Genomic DNA, 15,070 nt, shown 5'->3' with positions numbered 1-15,070 from the left:
AACGCCCGATGAAGTTCGCGACGTTCGCCGATCGAGCCGCGGAGATCGACGCCGAATCCGCCGACCTCGAGATCGTCGACCACGTCAGGGACCTGCTCGTCGACGCCGGTGAGGAGATCGAAGTGGTTGCCCGCTTCGTCCAGGGGCGGGTGTTTCCAGCCTGGGACTCGACGACGCTCGACGTCGGTCCGTCGGCGTGCTACGAGGCGATCGCCCGCGCGGCAGGGACGAACGTCGACACGGACGACGTCGAGGATCGGCTCGCGGAGATCGGCGAGATCGGCGAAGTGGCCGCCAGCTACGAGTTCGGCGGCCAGCAGGGACTCGGGGCATTCACCAGTGGTGGAAGCGGCGGAGATGACCTGACCGTCCGCGAAGTCTACGAGACGCTCGAGAACCTGGCCGCGGCCGAGGGGTCGGGCAGTCAGGATCGCAAGGTCGACCTCCTGTTCGGCCTGTTCAACCGATGCTCGGGCGACGAAGGCCGATACCTCGCGCGGCTCGTTCTCTCGGAGATGCGTATCGGCGTCGGCGAGGGGGCCGTCAGGGATGCGATCGCCGACGCGTTCGACGTCCCCGGCGAGCGGGTCGAACGCGCCTTGCAGGTCTCGAACGACTACGGCAGGATCGCTCGCGTCGCCCGCGAGGACGGCCTGGCGGGACTCGACGCCGTCGACCTCGCCGTCGGCCGCCCCGTCCAGGCGATGCTCGCCCAAGCGGGGACCGTAACCGAAGCACTCGAGGAGTGGGAAGACGCCGCCGTCGAGTGGAAGTACGACGGTGCGAGAATCCAACTGCACCACGATCCGGACGGCCTCGAGCACGACCTCGGCGCCCTGGGCGCGTCGAGCGACACTCCCCCCGGCAACTCGAGAGATCACACCCGCGTCTTCTCGAGAAACATGGAGGACGTCACCGACGCGTTGCCGGAGGTCGTCGAGTTCGCCGAGGGGACCCTCGAGGAACCCGTTATCCTCGACGGCGAGGTCGTCGCCGTCGACGACGACGGCGAGCCGTTGCCGTTCCAGGAGGTGCTCAAGCGCTTTCGTCGAAAACACGACGTCGAGAAGGCCCGCGAGGACGTCACGGTCCGCCCAGTCTTCTTCGACTGCCTCCACGCCGACGGCGAGGATCTCCTCGAGGAACCGTTAGTCGATCGCCACGACAGACTCGGGGACGTTCTCACGGCGAGTACTAACGCCGCGGTCGAACCCGAAGACGTCGACGGCCTCTCCCTGCTCTGGATCACGGACGATGCCGACGAGATCGAATCGATCGACGCCGACGCGCTGGCGGCCGGCCACGAGGGGATCATGCTCAAAGATCCCGAATCGACGTACTCGCCCGGCCGTCGGGGGAAGAACTGGCGAAAGCGAAAGCCGGACGTCGAGACGCTCGACTGCGTCGTCACCGGCGCCGAGTGGGGCGAGGGGCGGCGCGCGACGTTTCTCGGAACGTTCGAACTCTCGGTTCGCGACGGCGACAGCGAGAAACGACGTTCTTCCGGCTCCGTGGTTTCAGCGCAGAACCTCGCGACCGTGGGGAAGGTCGCGACCGGCATCACCGACGAGAAACTCGCCGAACTCACGGAGTTGCTCGAGCCACACGTCGCCGCGGAGAACGGCCAGGAGGTAACCCTCGAACCCGCGGTCGTCTTCGAGGTCGGCTACGAGGAGATCCAGACCTCCCCGACGTACTCCTCGGGCTACGCGCTCCGGTTTCCCCGGTTCGTGGGTGTCCGCCACGACAAAGATCCCAGCGACGCGGAGACACTCGAGCGCGTCGAGTCCCTGCGGTCGTCGTAGTTCCCGATCACGCCGAGCCCCGTCCGTTCGCAGTCGCGTCCCTTTTGGTATCTGCCCCCGAGATTCGAGTGTGGACGCGAATCAGCGAACTCGAGCGAACCCGTTCAACATGGACGAGGAGTGTCGGAACTGCCCCGCACTCTGTGAGACGCGCACGCAGGTCGTCCACGGCTACGGGGACGTCGGCGCGGACTTTCTGTTCGTCGGCGAACGGCCGTCCGCGGCGGCGGACGACGTCGGCGTTCCGTTCGTCGCGAGCGACCCCGCGAACGGCGACAGCGAGGCGGGCGGCCTCCGGCGAATTCTCGAGCGCCTGGCGCTGTGTGACGCCACGTCGCCGGCGGATCGGCCGAAACTCGAGAACGTCTACCTGACGAACCTCACGCGCTGTCGCGACCCCGAACGGCCGCCGACCGACGAGGAAATCGACAACTGCGAGCCGTACCTCAACGCCGAGATCAGGATGATCAACCCCGAAGTCCTGATCCCCGTTGGCGAGCGCGCGCTCACCGAAATCGCGACGGAGTACACGACGACGCCGGCCTCGGAACTCGCGTTTCCGGACGTCCACGCGACGACGATCCGCGGCCGCGGCTTCGCACTCGTTCCGATGCTCGAGGCGCGAGCGCAGACTGACGAACAGACCCAGGCGTGGGTCGAGCACTTCGCGGGACTGATGGCCTCGGACTACCGCCAGACGAAGGGCCGCCAAGAGCGATAGCGCTGGAGTTCAGTCCGACGTGTCGCGCTCGGCGACCGCTACCAGTACGGCGTCTCTAGCCGGAGTGAAGCGCCGACGCCGAGGGCGATCAGCCCGGCGACGACGAGGATTACGAGCGCAAGCGCCGCGAGCGTCGGCACGAGTAACGCGCCCGCAGACTCGAGGACGTAGCTCGTGACGAAGCCGTAGACGCCGACGGCGACCGCACCGACGACGACGGCGGTGCCGATTACGGCCGCGAGCGTTCGGTTGTTCACACTATCGGTGAGGGCCTCGTTCGGCATATCGATTGTCCCATCCGATCGCCTCGCGACGTTCGAAACGCGAGGCATCGCTCGTGACGGCGCGACAAACGTCGCGTTCAAGGGTCGCGCCGCCGGAGTGTCGAGCATGATCGTCGTCGTTCCCGTCGACCCCCCGTGGGAGGGACTCATCCTCCCGTCGCTCGTCGAGACGACCCCAGTGACCGAATCCGAGGCGTCCCTGCTGTATCGGGCCGCAACCGCGGACGTCCTGCGGGCCGCCGACGCGAGCGGTGGTGAGCTTCTCGTCAACTACCGTGGGAAGGGGACGCTTCCCGACGGCGTCACGGACGGAGACCCCGAAAATGCGGTTCGCGACCTCGCCGAAGACGCCCTCGAGTCGCTCGATGACGTCCGATTCGAACGGCAGGTCGGCTCGACTCACTCGGCTCGAATCGGCAACACCGTCACCCACCTGCTCGAGCGCGAGGAGGTCGGAACGGTCGGCGTACTCGAGCCGACGGTACCGCTCGTGGGTCGGTCGGACGTCGACAGCGCGGCGATGGCGCTTCGGCGCTACGACGTCGTCCTCGGACCGTCCTCGGGCGGACGCGTCTCCTTTGTGGGCCTTACCGACACTGTCGACTTCGCCGACGCGTACGCGACGCCGGCGCTTTCGACGCTCGCCAGCCGGACCGAAGCGGCTGGGTTGAATCTCGGATTCGCGCCCGTGATCCCCTCCGTAGCGACGGAATCAGGACTGTGTGCGACTCTCGCGACGCTCGAGGCGCGTGAGGTTGCCGACCGCCCCGGCGGGGAAGCAACGGCGGCGGCGCTAGCGGAGATCGAATTCGCGGTAGGAGAAGATGGTCGACTCGAGCGCGAGTAGACCGATAACCATTTTTGAACGCGTGGGGAAGGTAGGGGTGTGGTGGGGTGGCAGAGCGGCCTAACGCGCCTGCCTTGAGAGCAGGTGGCTGTCAAGCCTCATGGGTTCAAATCCCATCCCCACCGTTGCTGTCGCGAACAATCACGTGAGCGACAGCGAGGCCGATGGGATTTGAACTAGACCAATCGCGCACAGCGAAGCGAGCACGTCTGGGCGTCGTTCAAATCCCATCCCCACCGCTTTTAGGACAAACGGGCGTGAGGAGCGAAGCGGGGTGTCTGTGGTCATGGACGAGCGGGACGTTCGAGGGCTACATCTCGGAAAGCAGATGTGAAAGGCGAACCCAAAATGGCGAGAGTTGAACGATAGTAACAACTGAAACGATTCACACACTGACCGCCGAGCTCACGGGTCACTGCGTTCCCCGCTCGCTTTTCCGCGGTTCTCGCTCGTTTCACTCGCTCCGAACCGCGCACGCTCCGAACCGCGCACACTCCGAACCGCGCTTTTCGTCTGGCGATCAGGTGTGTAATGACGTTCAATGGCGACTGTCTGAGTGACGAACGGGTAGGACGAGATGAAAACAACTACGAGAGAACGTACTATTTCTGGGTCGGGAACGCCTCAATCGTCAGCACTATGTCTGATTTTTGGCAGGTCAATTTTGACGACGTTCCCGCGTGGTTCGTTCGTTTCGAACGCTAGCTCACCGCCGAGTGAATCGACACACCACTTCATAATCCAGAGACCGACACCGGATCCATGATACGTACTATCCGCTTTGGATCCATCGCCTAAGACGGCAACTTCGACGTCGGGAATTTTGGGGCCGTTATCGGCAATACAAATCCGACCTTGATCGTGTTCGAAATCCTCCGTTGCGGTTACCGTGACCTCGGGAGAATCCTGGTCATTGTGCTCGATTGCGTTTTCGATCGCGTTTTCGATCGCATATTCCAGGCTTTTGTCCGCACTGACCCACACTCCCGTGTGAAGGTTTGTTTCTATATCTACCGATGGGTGTCGATTCTGGGCTTGTGCTACGTGATTTTGGACGACATTTCGAAGGTTAGTGGGTTCGCGCTGAGTCGCGTTTGATTTGACCACGTTTTCAATTTGATTGAGTGATTCACTCAACGTCCCAACATCCATCGCAATATTCAGGATCGTCTCTATCTCTTCTTCGACTTGTTCGTTTTCGATGGCTGTTTTGATCCGATCCGCATACCCCACCAGAATGTTCATGTCGTTACGAAGATTGTGACGGATAACTCGGTTTAAGAGCCGGAGAAGCTGTTCGCGGGCTCTGTATTCGGTAACGTCGTTTATCTCTGCGAGAACGTACCAGTCCCCATCCAATGAGGTCTGAGTGAGGTGAACGTCGACCCAGCGATACTCCCCATTTGTGCGCTCGATCTGCCATTCAAATCTCTGGGGAGTGCCACTTGCGGCTGCTCGAATTCGACGGATGGCCTTCTCTTGGGTGAATTTCGTCGAAGGTGCTGTATAGTCTTCGACGGACATCGCCTGAAGTTCCTCTTTGGAGTATCCGTACAGTTCTTCTAATTGCTCGTTCACGTCCAGAACGTCTCCTGATTCCGGGTCGTGTAACGTAATAGCGATATTCATATTTTCCAATATTGGCGGAATTTTAACGTTTTTTGTATCCATAGTATTCATTATATGTGGATTCACGTCGTATAGTCACACTCCCAAATATATTTGGTGCAGTGACAATCTGCATTAGTGAACGGTGAATTAACACGTGTGCTCGTCCTTCTATAGGAACAACTGAAACGAGGTACACACTGATCGCCGATCTGTCTGGCGATCAGGTGTGTAATAACGTACAATGGCCACTGTATTGGCACCCGTGGTTTAGTACCAGGAAAACGATCCTCGAGTCACCGTGGCACCGACTGTGTCGGAATAATACGTGGGGGACTGACACAAACTACGATGTATCTTTACCGGTCGATCGCAAAGCAGCGAGCGATCGACCACTCGAACCGGGCCCGCCACCGCGGCCGGCATCAGCTCGACATCGCGGCCCGGGGTTGTTCCAGGATGGAGTGTTGGGTGACTCGGCGTGTTCGGTTATCGCACCCCGCCACTCGAGCTACGGACGCTCCTCGAGCCACGGCGGTTCGTCGGTGTGGCGCCATTCGGCCCATTCTGCCTTTTCGCCGGCGTAATAGGCCCGATACGCACCGACGGGATCGTCCGGTCGCCGATACTGCACGGGCATGGCTTGCGGGCGTGGCGTCGGCGCGTCGGTTGGAAACGCGATCTCCTCCGGATCGATCCGATCGATCACCGTCCAGCTCGCGTGGTCGTCGGTTTTCCCGTAACGTTCGACGAACTCCGCGTTGAGCGCCTCGGCGTGCTCGCGCAGTCGGAGCCAGTTTCCCCGCGATTCGGTCGCCCACCGCGTGACGGGGTGGTCGACGTGGGTCGACTGGTAGAGGAAGTCGGCCTCGTAGCCGTTCTCGCGCGCGGCGGTACAGAGTACCTGTGCGGCCTCGAGCAACAGCTTGTTGACGTGCTGATCGCAGTGATAGCGGGCGGCGAGTCGAGGGTCTTCGTCGAGCCAGAAGACGTTCACGACGGAACGAGGAGCCGACGAACCGAGAGTGTATCGCTCGATGGAGGACGTCGTCCGGTATGAGCGAGCGAGTGACGGCTACCGTTCGGCGGCGGTCCCCCGATATCCGGCGATGAACTCGTAGGCGACGACTGCGATCAGCAGTGTGGCCACGAGGCCGGCGATGATCTGGCGTTCGGTCGGGTCTGCGCCGGAGAACCCGAGCATCGCGATCACGAGCGCCAGAACGGCGGCGATTCGAACCCGCTGACGGCCGGGGACGTCGTCGTCCGTGGCGGCCAGGTACAGTTGCGGGAGAACGATTCCGACCCCGGCCAGCACGACGAAGGCCAGCACCGAACTCTCTGCGCCGATGCCCGTCAGGCCGACGACGGTCACGACGAGCCAGACCAGGAACAGGGAACCGAGGAGGACGCGGTTTTCGCGGGAAACCATCTCTGTGCGAGTGTTTAGGGTATGATTAGATAATTGTTACGTCGGACGCACATTCGGTTAGCAGTCGGCGCGTCTCGAGGATCCGACGCCCTACCGGACTCCCACATGCTTAACGCGACGGCGGGCGAAGGCGCGGATATGATCACTGGCGAGCGGATGGCCGCCGTCGACGAGAACGCCGCGGCTCTCGGCGTGCCGAGAAAACAGTTGATGGAGTCGAGTGGACACGCGCTCGCCCGCGCGGTTCGAGCGGTCGCGGACCCGGGTTCGAGCGTGGCGATCGCCGCTGGGCGCGGAAACAACGGCGGGGACGCGTTCGTCGCCGTCCGGTTTCTCGAGGAGTACGACGTCACTACCCTCCTGCTCGGGCGCGCCGAGACCATCGGCACCGACATCGCCCGGGAAAACTGGGAGGCCCTCGAGCGTGCCGACTACGACGTTCGGGAGGTGACCGACTCCCGGACCTTCGACCTCCCCGAGGCCGACGTGATCGTCGACGCGATGCTCGGGACGGGGATCAGCGGCAACCTCAGGGAACCCGCGGCGACCGCCGCTCGAGCGATCAACGACGCCGACGCGACCGTCGTCGCGGTCGACGTCCCTTCCGGCTTCGACGCCGACGAGGGCGACCACGCCGACAACGGGGTCGAAGCCGACCGGGTGGTCACCTTCCACGACGCGAAACCCGGTCTTGCGGACCTGGTGGCCGAGGTGACGGTCGCGGATATCGGCATCCCGACCGCGGCGGAGCGGTTCGCCGGTCCCGGCGACGTCTCTCTCGCCCGGCCGACCGACCGCGAAGGACGGCCCTACGTTATCGGCGGCGGGCCGTACACCGGCGCGCCAGCGCTCGCCGCCCAGTCAGCGTTACGAGCGGGCGCGGAACTGACGTTCGTCGCCGCCCCCGAATCCGTGACGGGCGAGATCCAGGGTTACAGCGAGGACCTGATCGTTCAACCCTACGGGAGCGAGGTGCTGACGCCCGATCAGGTCGACGATCTGGTGGACACCGCCGAACGCTACGAGAACGTCGTCGTGCTCGGCCCCGGCCTCGGCACGGCCGACGAGACGCTCGAGGCCGTTCGCCAATTTCTCGAGTCCTACACTGGCCGTGCGGTCGTCGACGCGGATGCGCTTGCGGTCGTCCCCAAAGTCGACACGGACGCGACGCTCGTCTGTACGCCCAACCGGGGCGAACTCGAGCGGATGGGCGGTCCGGACGCTGACTCGCTCGCCGACGTCGCTGACGAAATCGAAGCCTTCGCGGCGGATCTGGACCACGTCGTTCTGGCGAAGGGAGCCGACGACGTGATCACGGACGGCAACCGGACGCGGATCAGTCGCTCGGGAACGCCGGGGATGAAAGTCGGTGGAACGGGCGATACGCTGGCGGGAATCGTCGCCGCGTTGATGGAGCACGTGGAACCGCTCGACTCCGCGGCCGCGGGCGCACACGTCAACGGTCTCGCCGGCGAACGACTCGCCGAGAACGGGGGGTACGGCTATCTCGCGACCGACCTGCTCGAGGAGATTCCCGCGGTCCTGTGGGGTGGAAGCGATGTCTGAGGAGCCGTCCTCCGCCGAGGGGTCGAATCCGGACCCGCGAACCGACGCCGCCAAGAACCTCACGCACACCAGCGAGGAGGGCGACGTCCAGATGGTCGACGTCGGCGACAAACCGGACAGCGAGCGCCGGGCGGTCGCGGTCGGCGAGATCCGACTCCAGCCCGAGACGGTCGGGGCGATCCGTGCGGACGAGGTCGGCAAGGGCGACGTGCTCGCGACGGCCCGAATCGGCGCGATTCAGGCTGTCAAACACACCTGGGAGACGATTCCGATGTGCCACCAGATACCGATCACGAACGTCGACACCGACTTCGACCTCGGTGAAGACCGAATCGAACTCGAGGTCGCCGTCGAGACCACCGGCAAGACGGGTTGTGAGATGGAGGCGCTCGAGGGTGTCACCACCGGTCTGAACGTCGTCTGGGACATGGTCAAAGCGGTCGAGAAGGACGAGGACGGACAGTATCCCGACACCGGAATCGAGAACGTCCGGGTGCACAGGAAGGAAAAACGCCGGAAACACGACTGATGTCGGGCGAAATCACCGGAAGTGATATACCGGTGATGCGAACCATCGTGTCGTGAAATGACGATCCACACTGGCCTCAGTGAGACCGTCGGTATCGAGTACCCGATCGTGCAGGCGCCAATCGGCAGCGCGACGAATCCCGAACTCGCCGCGGCCGTCTCGAACGCCGGCGGCCTCGGCCACCTCGCAGTGACGTGGCGCGACTGCGAGGAGACCGCTCGAGTGATCCAGGAAACCCGCGAGCGAACCGACGAACCGTTCGCGGTCAACCTCGCACTCGACGACCGAACCACGATCGTCGACACCGACGATCACCTCGAGGCGATCCTCTCCGCCGACCCGGACGTCATCACCTTCTCCTTTGGCGACGCGGCGCCCTACGTCGACCGGGTACACGAGGCGGGCGCGCTCGCGTTCCAGACGGTCGCCAGCGCCGCGGCCGCCCGCGATGCGGTCGACGCCGGCGTCGACGTCGTCGTCACACAGGGACGCGAGGCCGGCGGACACGTCCAGAGTGAAGTGGCGACGATGGCGCTCGTCCCACGCGTTGTAGACGCCGTCGGCGACGAAGTCCCGATCGTAGCCGCGGGCGGGATCGCCGACGGGCGCGGGATCGCGGCCGCGCTGGCGCTCGGCGCCGACGGCGCCTGGCTGGGCACACGCTTCGTCGCGACCGAAGAGGCGGGTATCCACGAGACGTATCAAAATCGCGTCCTCGAGAGCGACGAGACGGACACGCAGTATACGACAGTGTACGACAAAGGCTGGCCGGGTATGCCCCACCGCGTGCTGGAAAACGACACGCTCGAGCGGTGGGAGATCAGCGGGAATCCATCTCCGGGGAATCGACCCGGCGAGGACGACGTCGTCGCGACGACCGGAACTGGCGAACCGATCGAGCGCTACGACGAAGCGCTTGCCACGCCGGACGTCGATGGTGACGTCGAGGAGATGGCACTGTACGCCGGACAGTGTACCGGATTAGTGGAGAAATCGGGACCCGCGAACGAGGTTCTCGAGGCGCTCGTCGCCGAACTTCGTGAAGCGGTCGCAGGCCTCGAGACTCGAGTTCCACCAGATCCGAGGTCGTAGTCGGGAGAGTGGTGGAAGCGAGCAATGGGTGGATAGTATGTACGGGAGGACAGCAGGGACGGCGACAAAACGGGAGGGCAGTGGGGGCGGCGAGGGCGTCGTGGTCCCCTCGATCAGAGGTCCATGCCGCCGTTGACGTCGATCACTTCTCCCGTCACGTACGACGAGTCCTCGCTCGCGAGAAACCGAACGACTGCGGCGATGTCTTCGACTTCGGCGAGGCGCTCGAGGGGGATTCCGGCGACGATTCGGTCGAGCACCTTGTCGGGGACGCCCTCGACCATATCGGTTCGAGTGAACCCGGGCGCGACGCAGTTGGCGGTCGAGCCACCCTGAGCGAGTTCGAGTGCGATCGTTCGGGTAAACCCGAACATGCCGCTTTTGGCCGCGGCGTAGTTGGCTTGCCCGAAGTTCCCCTGTTTGCCGACGACGCTCGAGATGTTGATCAGCCGACCTTCCTCGGCGTTCCAGATGTCGTCGTAGAACTCTTGTGTACAGTTGAACATCCCGCCCAGGTTGACGTCCATCACGCGGTCCCACTCCTCACGAGTCATCTCGGTGAACTGGTCGTCGGCCGTGATCCCGGCGTTGTTGACCAGGACGTCAGCGGGACCGAACGATTCGTGACATATTTCCCTCATATACTCGACCTCATCGCGAACGGCCACGTCGGCCTGTGCGGCGACCGCGTTTCCGCCCGCCGTCTCGATCGCGTCGACCGCCTCGAGTGCCGGTCCCTCCGAGGATCGGTAGTTGACGACGACGTTCGCCCCTTCTTCTCCGAGATATTCGGCGATGCCCCGACCGATACCGCGTGCCGACCCGGTGATGACGCACGTTCGTCCCTCCATGGACATGGTTGCGTGAACGTTCACTCTCCGATCGTAAATAACGTCCTGTGAAACGAATTACCATTCGATCCGTCTCGTCGACGGAAATTCCAGCTTTCGAGAACTGTCTGCCCGAGCCGGTCGCGATTGGTTATCGGTTTCCGGCCTGCTCGATCCAGTCTTCGACCCGGTTCGGCGAGATACCCGTCTCCGCGGCCAGATCCGCGACGTCGGCGGCGGCGAGTTGATCGAACGTCTCGATGCCGGCTCCGGCGAGGTCTTCCGCGTACGCCTCCCCGACGCCGTTTATCTCGGTCAGGTCGTCAGTTCCGGCTTCGATCTCCGATTCTCCACCCTCGTCGGCGATCTCGTCGACGACGTCCTCGTCGACGGCCATCTCGCCGGGCTCAGCAGGCGCTTCTTCGACGTTCGATTCGCCGCGTGCGGCGATCTCATCGTCGGATCGATCCTCGCCGTGAAGATCGCTGGTCTCCGCGTCGAGATCGCCACTCGAATCGACGGTCGCGTGAGGGCTCTCGAGGTCGTCGACACCGGTCTCGTCGCCGGCAACGTCCTCCGCGAGGGCGGCGTCTTCGGCCTCGGGTTCGGGCGTGTCGGGTTCGCCCTCGGCGGCCGATCGACTATCCGAGGCGCGTTGTGCCTCGTTTTTCCCGTTCGAGCGCTCCTCGAACCACTCACAGACGTCGGGCCAGAGTTCGGCGTGGCTCCGCGAGGAGACCGACATCCCGATGTGGCCCGTCGCGAACTCCATGATCTCGGTATCCTCGGACGGAATGCCGTCGTTGAACGGTTTCGACGCTCCCGGCGGAATGAGGTGATCGTACTCGGCGACGATCTGGAGAACGGGCATATCGATGTTCGAGATGTCGACGTGCTCGCCGTTCAAGTGGAGTTCGTTCTCGTAGAGTTTGTTCTCCTGGTAGATGTCCGTGATGAACTGCTCGTAGGCCCGTCCCGCGACGTCGATTCCCTCGTCGAGCCACCGCTCCATGCGCGCGAAGTTCTCGACGAACTCCTCGTCCTCGACGTTGTCGTAGAAGCGAACGTACTTCGTCACGTTGTTGGCGACGGGATCCATCAGCGCGAAGCCGACGTCGAGAAACTCGGCCGGAACGTTGTCGAACGTCTCGCTGACCGTCTCGGGGTCGTAGTACTCCTCGGCGCCCCACAACTCGAGGACGCCGCCGTCGCCGGCGAAACACAGGCCCGCGGCCATCAGCGCGAGATTTTTGACCTTCTCGGGGAACAACGCGGCGTACATCGCGGACATCGTCCCGCCCATACAGTAGCCGAGGACGTTGATCGCGTCCTGGTCCGAACGCTCGCGGACGACGTCGGCGCAGTTGTCGATGTAGCGGGTGACGTAGTCTTCGAGCCCCAGGGAGCGATCGAGCTTCGACGGTTCGCCCCAGTCGATCAGGTAGACATCGAAGCCGGCCTCGAGTAAGGTCTGGACGACCGATCGGTCGGGCTGAAGGTCGAGGATGTACGGCTTGTTGATCAACGCGTAGACGACGAGGATCGGAACGTCGTGTTGCTCTTCGGTCTTGGGCTCGTAGTGGAGCAATCGAAGCTTGTTCTCCTCGTAGACGACCTCACTCGGCGTCTGGCCGACGTCGACGTTCTCGATCGTCTCGGTGCGGTCGGGTGCGATGCGGGTCTTCTCGGCCAGGTCGGCCGTCTCCTCCCAGGCCTGACGCTGGATGTCCAGGACGGTTGCGTAGGGGTTTTTCATTCTTCTAGGTGCTCGAGGACGCGGTCGAGTTTTCGCTCGACGGCGTGTTGGCGCCGCTCGAGTTCGACGAGCCGATCGCCGACCTCTAAGACGCCGGATTCGGTCGCGAAGCCGAGCGTTCGCAGGGTCTCCTCGGAGGCCTCGTCGGCCTGTTGTTGCAGTTCGAGGACGTCGCCGACCGTCTCGCCGGTCATTCGGGCGAACGCGGTCGTCGACATGACGTCTTTGAACGCCTCGTTGGCCGTATTGAGCCAGATGTCGCGGAACTCCTCGAGTTCGACGTCTTCGCCCTCGAGCGTGTCGTTCATCCGGTCGACCATCTGCTGGGAGGCGTTCATCCACGTCTCGTAGGCGCGAGCGTAGCCCTCGACGCCGTCGGAGATCTCTTCGTCCTCGCTTACCTCACCGACGGTTTCCGACCAGTTCTCGACGAACTGGGCCTGTGCTTCCATGTTGTCCTCGAGGGCGTCGAGGAACTGTTCGTTCCACTGTTCGACGAACGCGTTCCAGTTCTGGGCCTGGGGCTGTTCTGAGTCTGACATTGAATAACTGTAGGGGGTGTAGGTGTGAAAAGGCTGGGCTGTCCCGACGGTTTACGCCGAAACGTCGAACTCTTCGGCGGCGTCCTCGACGTTCGAGGCGACGGCGGTCACGTTCGCTTCGACCTGCTCGTGGGCCTCGAGGAAAGTGTCGAAGGAGGTGTCGACGACGTCGGCGTAGTTGGCCGCGAACTCGTCGTAGGCGACCTCGGACTCCTCGAGCGTGTCGATGGCGGCTTCGATCGACTGCGTCTGGGCCTCCGTCGTGGAGTCGACGCTCTCGTCGACGAACTCACGAAGGTCGTCGAAGTCGCCGGCTTCTTCGGGGAACGTCGATTCGAGGGCGTCGAAGTAGGCGTGGACGGCGCCCTTGGCGAGTTCGGCGTTCGACTCGACGAGCGATCCCGACGTCTCGAGGGCGTCGCTAAATGCGCTGAACGACGTTCGTTGAGCCTCGAGGGCGTCGTGGGTGAGCGTCTGGGACTGTTCGACGGCGGTACGCTGTGCGTTGAAGACTGCGGTGAGTGGGTTCTGAGTCATGATTACTCCTCTCGGTTGCGTTTGACGGGGACGACGATCGTCTGGACGATGTCACCCTCTTCGATGTCGAGGGCTTCCCGTTCGGGGCCGGGAATGCTGACCCGACCGCCGCTCTGGACGCGAGCTTTGAACGTCGCCGTTCCCATGTTCATCGGACCGAAGGCGGAGACGTCCTCGAGCGGATTCGCGGACCCCGCCTGCATCAACTGTCTCATCATCTCCGTCTGGGATTCGGCGACCTGCTCGCCCGCCTCCTGCATCTGCTCCGTGAACATCGCCGGCGGAAACCAGAGCGATCGGTCGGAATCGTCCGTCATCACTGGAGTGAACGAACCCTGACCTAATAAGCCTTTCCACGAGATACCATCTGATGCCATTGTCTGCCATCACAGGGTTCGTGTGGTATTGAAGGGAGTTCGACGGACCGGTCGATCCAGTCGGATCGATGGTTCCTGTCGCTTACCGATGTCCGTGTTACGCATCGAAGGGGTCGAGTCGGCGACTTCCTCGAGTCGATGTCGTTCGTCGAGACTGTGGTCATCCGTCGGAACAGTCCCCATCAGCCGACCCTCATTTCGGTGGATCGTAATCGAGTCTTACTCGCATCTGAACCCGGTAAGATGGAGTTACGCTGGAAATCGATCGCCACCTCTTGACTGGTAAAACTGGGTAATCGAACCAGCCAAAGAGTGATAAATCCCGCTCCCTAAACACCGATAGATGTCACACCAGAACACTGGGGGGAACAACTTTGCCGCCATGACGAACGCGTGGACGGCGATGACCCAGAGTTTCCTGCAGAGTGCAACCGCCGCTAACCGGGCCGCCGTCTCCGCGATGTTTCCCGTGAACGCCGGCTCCACCTCGAACGGCGATTCGGCCCCCGCTTCCGTCCCATCTATCGATTACTCGGATCTCGACTGGTCGTTCGATCGAACCGTCGACGATCCGTCCGATATCGAGGTCGGCGACACCGTTACGTTCGAGAAGACCCTCTCCGAGGAGGACGTCCGAGCGTTCGCCCAGATCAGCGGCGACACGAACCGCCTCCACCTGGACGAGGGGTTCGCAAGCGAGACGCGCTTCGGCGAGCGAATCGCCCACGGAACGCTGGTCTCTGGGCTCATCAGTGCCGCCCTCGCCCGACTTCCCGGCCTGACGATCTACCTCTCTCAGGACCTCGAGTTCAGCGCCCCCGTCGGTATCGACGACCGCGTCTCCGCGCGCGTCGAAATCGTCGAATCCCTCGGCAACGGCCAGTACCGCCTCGAGACCACGATCCGCAACGAGGACGACGACGTGCAGGTAATCGACGGAGAAGCCGTCGTACTGATCGACGAGTTCCAGGAGTAACCAAACGGCACCCGAATTTTGCGCGGCTCGTACCTTTTCCCGAGAGGCGGCGGCCAAGTTGCCATCGACGTTGCATCTCCTCGTCGCCTCTCATCGGCGCCTCCACCAACAACTGCACTCTTCGTCGCCTCTCATCGGCGCCTCGAGCCGACAGTATCTAAACACCTC

At 63.2% G+C, this 15,070-nt stretch carries 16 protein-coding genes and 1 tRNA gene; 8 read left to right on the top strand and 9 right to left on the bottom strand.

Features of this window, described 5'->3' with window-relative positions; genetic code table 11:
• Nucleotides 1–8 precede the first annotated feature (8 nt).
• Both ligA and AB7C87_RS01015 read left to right on the top strand, forming a co-directional pair.
• Nucleotides 9–1,805 (top strand): ATP-dependent DNA ligase LigA, encoded by a 1,797-nt coding sequence (gene ligA / locus AB7C87_RS01020; protein ID WP_369727541.1) that lies wholly within the window; start codon nt 9–11, stop codon nt 1,803–1,805.
• A 109-nt stretch (nt 1,806–1,914) separates the two neighbouring features.
• Nucleotides 1,915–2,526 carry a uracil-DNA glycosylase gene (locus AB7C87_RS01015; RefSeq protein WP_369728368.1) on the top strand — a complete coding sequence of 204 codons (612 nt, stop codon included), beginning with the start codon at nt 1,915–1,917 and terminating at the stop codon, nt 2,524–2,526.
• Between the two features lie 38 nt (nt 2,527–2,564).
• Here AB7C87_RS01015 and AB7C87_RS01010 read toward each other — a convergent pair whose 3' ends face one another.
• A complete protein-coding gene (locus AB7C87_RS01010) occupies nt 2,565–2,810 on the bottom strand; it encodes a hypothetical protein (RefSeq protein WP_369727540.1) in 246 nt (81 codons plus the stop codon).
• A gap of 106 nt (nt 2,811–2,916) precedes the next feature.
• On the opposite strand from AB7C87_RS01010, the gene AB7C87_RS01005 reads away from it, so the two are divergent.
• A complete protein-coding gene (locus tag AB7C87_RS01005; protein WP_369727539.1) occupies nt 2,917–3,657 on the top strand; it encodes a hypothetical protein in 741 nt (246 codons plus the stop codon).
• A gap of 41 nt (nt 3,658–3,698) precedes the next feature.
• A tRNA-Ser gene (locus AB7C87_RS01000) sits at nt 3,699–3,782 on the top strand.
• Nucleotides 3,783–4,281: 499 nt separating this feature from the next.
• On the opposite strand, the gene AB7C87_RS00995 is transcribed toward AB7C87_RS01000, so the two are convergent.
• From AB7C87_RS00995 to AB7C87_RS00985, 3 genes are all read right to left on the bottom strand, one after another.
• Nucleotides 4,282–5,328, bottom strand: a complete 1,047-nt coding sequence (locus tag AB7C87_RS00995; RefSeq protein WP_369727538.1) for an ATP-binding protein — start codon at nt 5,326–5,328, stop codon at nt 4,282–4,284.
• Nucleotides 5,329–5,776: 448 nt separating this feature from the next.
• Nucleotides 5,777–6,262, bottom strand: coding sequence for a hypothetical protein (locus AB7C87_RS00990; protein WP_369727537.1), 486 nt, complete (start codon nt 6,260–6,262; stop codon nt 5,777–5,779).
• Between the two features lie 78 nt (nt 6,263–6,340).
• Complete coding sequence (locus AB7C87_RS00985; protein ID WP_369727536.1) at nt 6,341–6,697, bottom strand: DUF7987 family protein; 357 nt, start codon at nt 6,695–6,697, stop codon at nt 6,341–6,343.
• A gap of 138 nt (nt 6,698–6,835) precedes the next feature.
• Between AB7C87_RS00985 and AB7C87_RS00980 the strand changes: the two genes are divergently transcribed.
• Genes AB7C87_RS00980 through AB7C87_RS00970 form a run of 3 tightly spaced genes read left to right on the top strand, consistent with a single transcriptional unit; the run spans nt 6,836 to nt 9,884 of the window.
• Nucleotides 6,836–8,263, top strand: coding sequence for an NAD(P)H-hydrate dehydratase (locus AB7C87_RS00980; RefSeq protein ID WP_369728367.1), 1,428 nt, complete (start codon nt 6,836–6,838; stop codon nt 8,261–8,263).
• Nucleotides 8,256–8,792: a cyclic pyranopterin monophosphate synthase MoaC gene (moaC, locus tag AB7C87_RS00975; RefSeq protein WP_369727535.1), complete on the top strand. Its 537-nt coding sequence runs from the start codon at nt 8,256–8,258 to the stop codon at nt 8,790–8,792. The genes AB7C87_RS00980 and moaC overlap by 8 nt, the downstream gene beginning before the upstream one ends.
• Before the next feature lie 57 nt (nt 8,793–8,849).
• The gene (locus AB7C87_RS00970; protein WP_369727534.1) at nt 8,850–9,884 is read left to right on the top strand and encodes an NAD(P)H-dependent flavin oxidoreductase; all 1,035 of its coding nucleotides are present in this window, start codon (nt 8,850–8,852) and stop codon (nt 9,882–9,884) included.
• Nucleotides 9,885–9,997: 113 nt separating this feature from the next.
• On the opposite strand, the gene fabG is transcribed toward AB7C87_RS00970, so the two are convergent.
• The 5 genes from fabG to AB7C87_RS00945 all read right to left on the bottom strand — a co-directional run bounded on the left by fabG (nt 9,998) and on the right by AB7C87_RS00945 (nt 13,866).
• Nucleotides 9,998–10,741, bottom strand: a complete 744-nt coding sequence (gene fabG, locus AB7C87_RS00965) for a 3-oxoacyl-ACP reductase FabG (protein WP_369727533.1) — start codon at nt 10,739–10,741, stop codon at nt 9,998–10,000.
• Nucleotides 10,742–10,865: 124 nt separating this feature from the next.
• Complete coding sequence (phaC, locus tag AB7C87_RS00960) at nt 10,866–12,470, bottom strand: class III poly(R)-hydroxyalkanoic acid synthase subunit PhaC (protein ID WP_369727532.1); 1,605 nt, start codon at nt 12,468–12,470, stop codon at nt 10,866–10,868.
• Entirely contained in the window at nt 12,467–13,012 is a 546-nt protein-coding gene (locus AB7C87_RS00955; RefSeq protein WP_369727531.1) for a poly(R)-hydroxyalkanoic acid synthase subunit PhaE, read from the bottom strand. Before AB7C87_RS00955 ends, phaC begins: the two co-directional genes overlap by 4 nt.
• Before the next feature lie 51 nt (nt 13,013–13,063).
• Entirely contained in the window at nt 13,064–13,549 is a 486-nt protein-coding gene (locus tag AB7C87_RS00950; protein WP_369727530.1) for a hypothetical protein, read from the bottom strand.
• 2 nt (nt 13,550–13,551) lie between these two features.
• Nucleotides 13,552–13,866, bottom strand: coding sequence for an AbrB/MazE/SpoVT family DNA-binding domain-containing protein (locus AB7C87_RS00945; protein WP_369727529.1), 315 nt, complete (start codon nt 13,864–13,866; stop codon nt 13,552–13,554).
• A 403-nt stretch (nt 13,867–14,269) separates the two neighbouring features.
• Here AB7C87_RS00945 and AB7C87_RS00940 point away from each other — a divergent pair, with 403 nt between their 5' ends.
• Complete coding sequence (locus AB7C87_RS00940; protein ID WP_369727528.1) at nt 14,270–14,902, top strand: MaoC family dehydratase; 633 nt, start codon at nt 14,270–14,272, stop codon at nt 14,900–14,902.
• Nucleotides 14,903–15,070: the final 168 nt, after the last annotated feature.

It is taken from the genome of Natrarchaeobius versutus (assembly GCF_041205745.1).
In the GTDB taxonomy this organism is placed as follows: Archaea; Halobacteriota; Halobacteria; order Halobacteriales; family Natrialbaceae; genus Natrarchaeobius; species Natrarchaeobius versutus.
Note: the sequence above shows the minus strand (reverse complement) of the source record. Positions and strands in the feature narration are given on the sequence as shown.

What these genes read in the sequence shown, in the direction of transcription:
- ligA (WP_369727541.1), top strand. Translation starts at nt 9, where the DNA reads ATGAAGTTCGCGACGTTCGCCGATCGAGCCGCGGAGATCGACGCCGAA.
- AB7C87_RS01015 (WP_369728368.1), top strand. Translation starts at nt 1,915, where the DNA reads ATGGACGAGGAGTGTCGGAACTGCCCCGCACTCTGTGAGACGCGCACG.
- AB7C87_RS01010 (WP_369727540.1), bottom strand. Translation starts at nt 2,810, where the DNA reads ATGCCGAACGAGGCCCTCACCGATAGTGTGAACAACCGAACGCTCGCG.
- AB7C87_RS01005 (WP_369727539.1), top strand. Translation starts at nt 2,917, where the DNA reads ATGATCGTCGTCGTTCCCGTCGACCCCCCGTGGGAGGGACTCATCCTC.
- AB7C87_RS00995 (WP_369727538.1), bottom strand. Translation starts at nt 5,328, where the DNA reads ATGGATACAAAAAACGTTAAAATTCCGCCAATATTGGAAAATATGAAT.
- AB7C87_RS00985 (WP_369727536.1), bottom strand. Translation starts at nt 6,697, where the DNA reads ATGGTTTCCCGCGAAAACCGCGTCCTCCTCGGTTCCCTGTTCCTGGTC.
- AB7C87_RS00980 (WP_369728367.1), top strand. Translation starts at nt 6,836, where the DNA reads ATGATCACTGGCGAGCGGATGGCCGCCGTCGACGAGAACGCCGCGGCT.
- moaC (WP_369727535.1), top strand. Translation starts at nt 8,256, where the DNA reads ATGTCTGAGGAGCCGTCCTCCGCCGAGGGGTCGAATCCGGACCCGCGA.
- AB7C87_RS00970 (WP_369727534.1), top strand. Translation starts at nt 8,850, where the DNA reads ATGACGATCCACACTGGCCTCAGTGAGACCGTCGGTATCGAGTACCCG.
- fabG (WP_369727533.1), bottom strand. Translation starts at nt 10,741, where the DNA reads ATGTCCATGGAGGGACGAACGTGCGTCATCACCGGGTCGGCACGCGGT.
- phaC (WP_369727532.1), bottom strand. Translation starts at nt 12,470, where the DNA reads ATGAAAAACCCCTACGCAACCGTCCTGGACATCCAGCGTCAGGCCTGG.
- AB7C87_RS00955 (WP_369727531.1), bottom strand. Translation starts at nt 13,012, where the DNA reads ATGTCAGACTCAGAACAGCCCCAGGCCCAGAACTGGAACGCGTTCGTC.
- AB7C87_RS00950 (WP_369727530.1), bottom strand. Translation starts at nt 13,549, where the DNA reads ATGACTCAGAACCCACTCACCGCAGTCTTCAACGCACAGCGTACCGCC.
- AB7C87_RS00945 (WP_369727529.1), bottom strand. Translation starts at nt 13,866, where the DNA reads ATGACGGACGATTCCGACCGATCGCTCTGGTTTCCGCCGGCGATGTTC.
- AB7C87_RS00940 (WP_369727528.1), top strand. Translation starts at nt 14,270, where the DNA reads ATGTCACACCAGAACACTGGGGGGAACAACTTTGCCGCCATGACGAAC.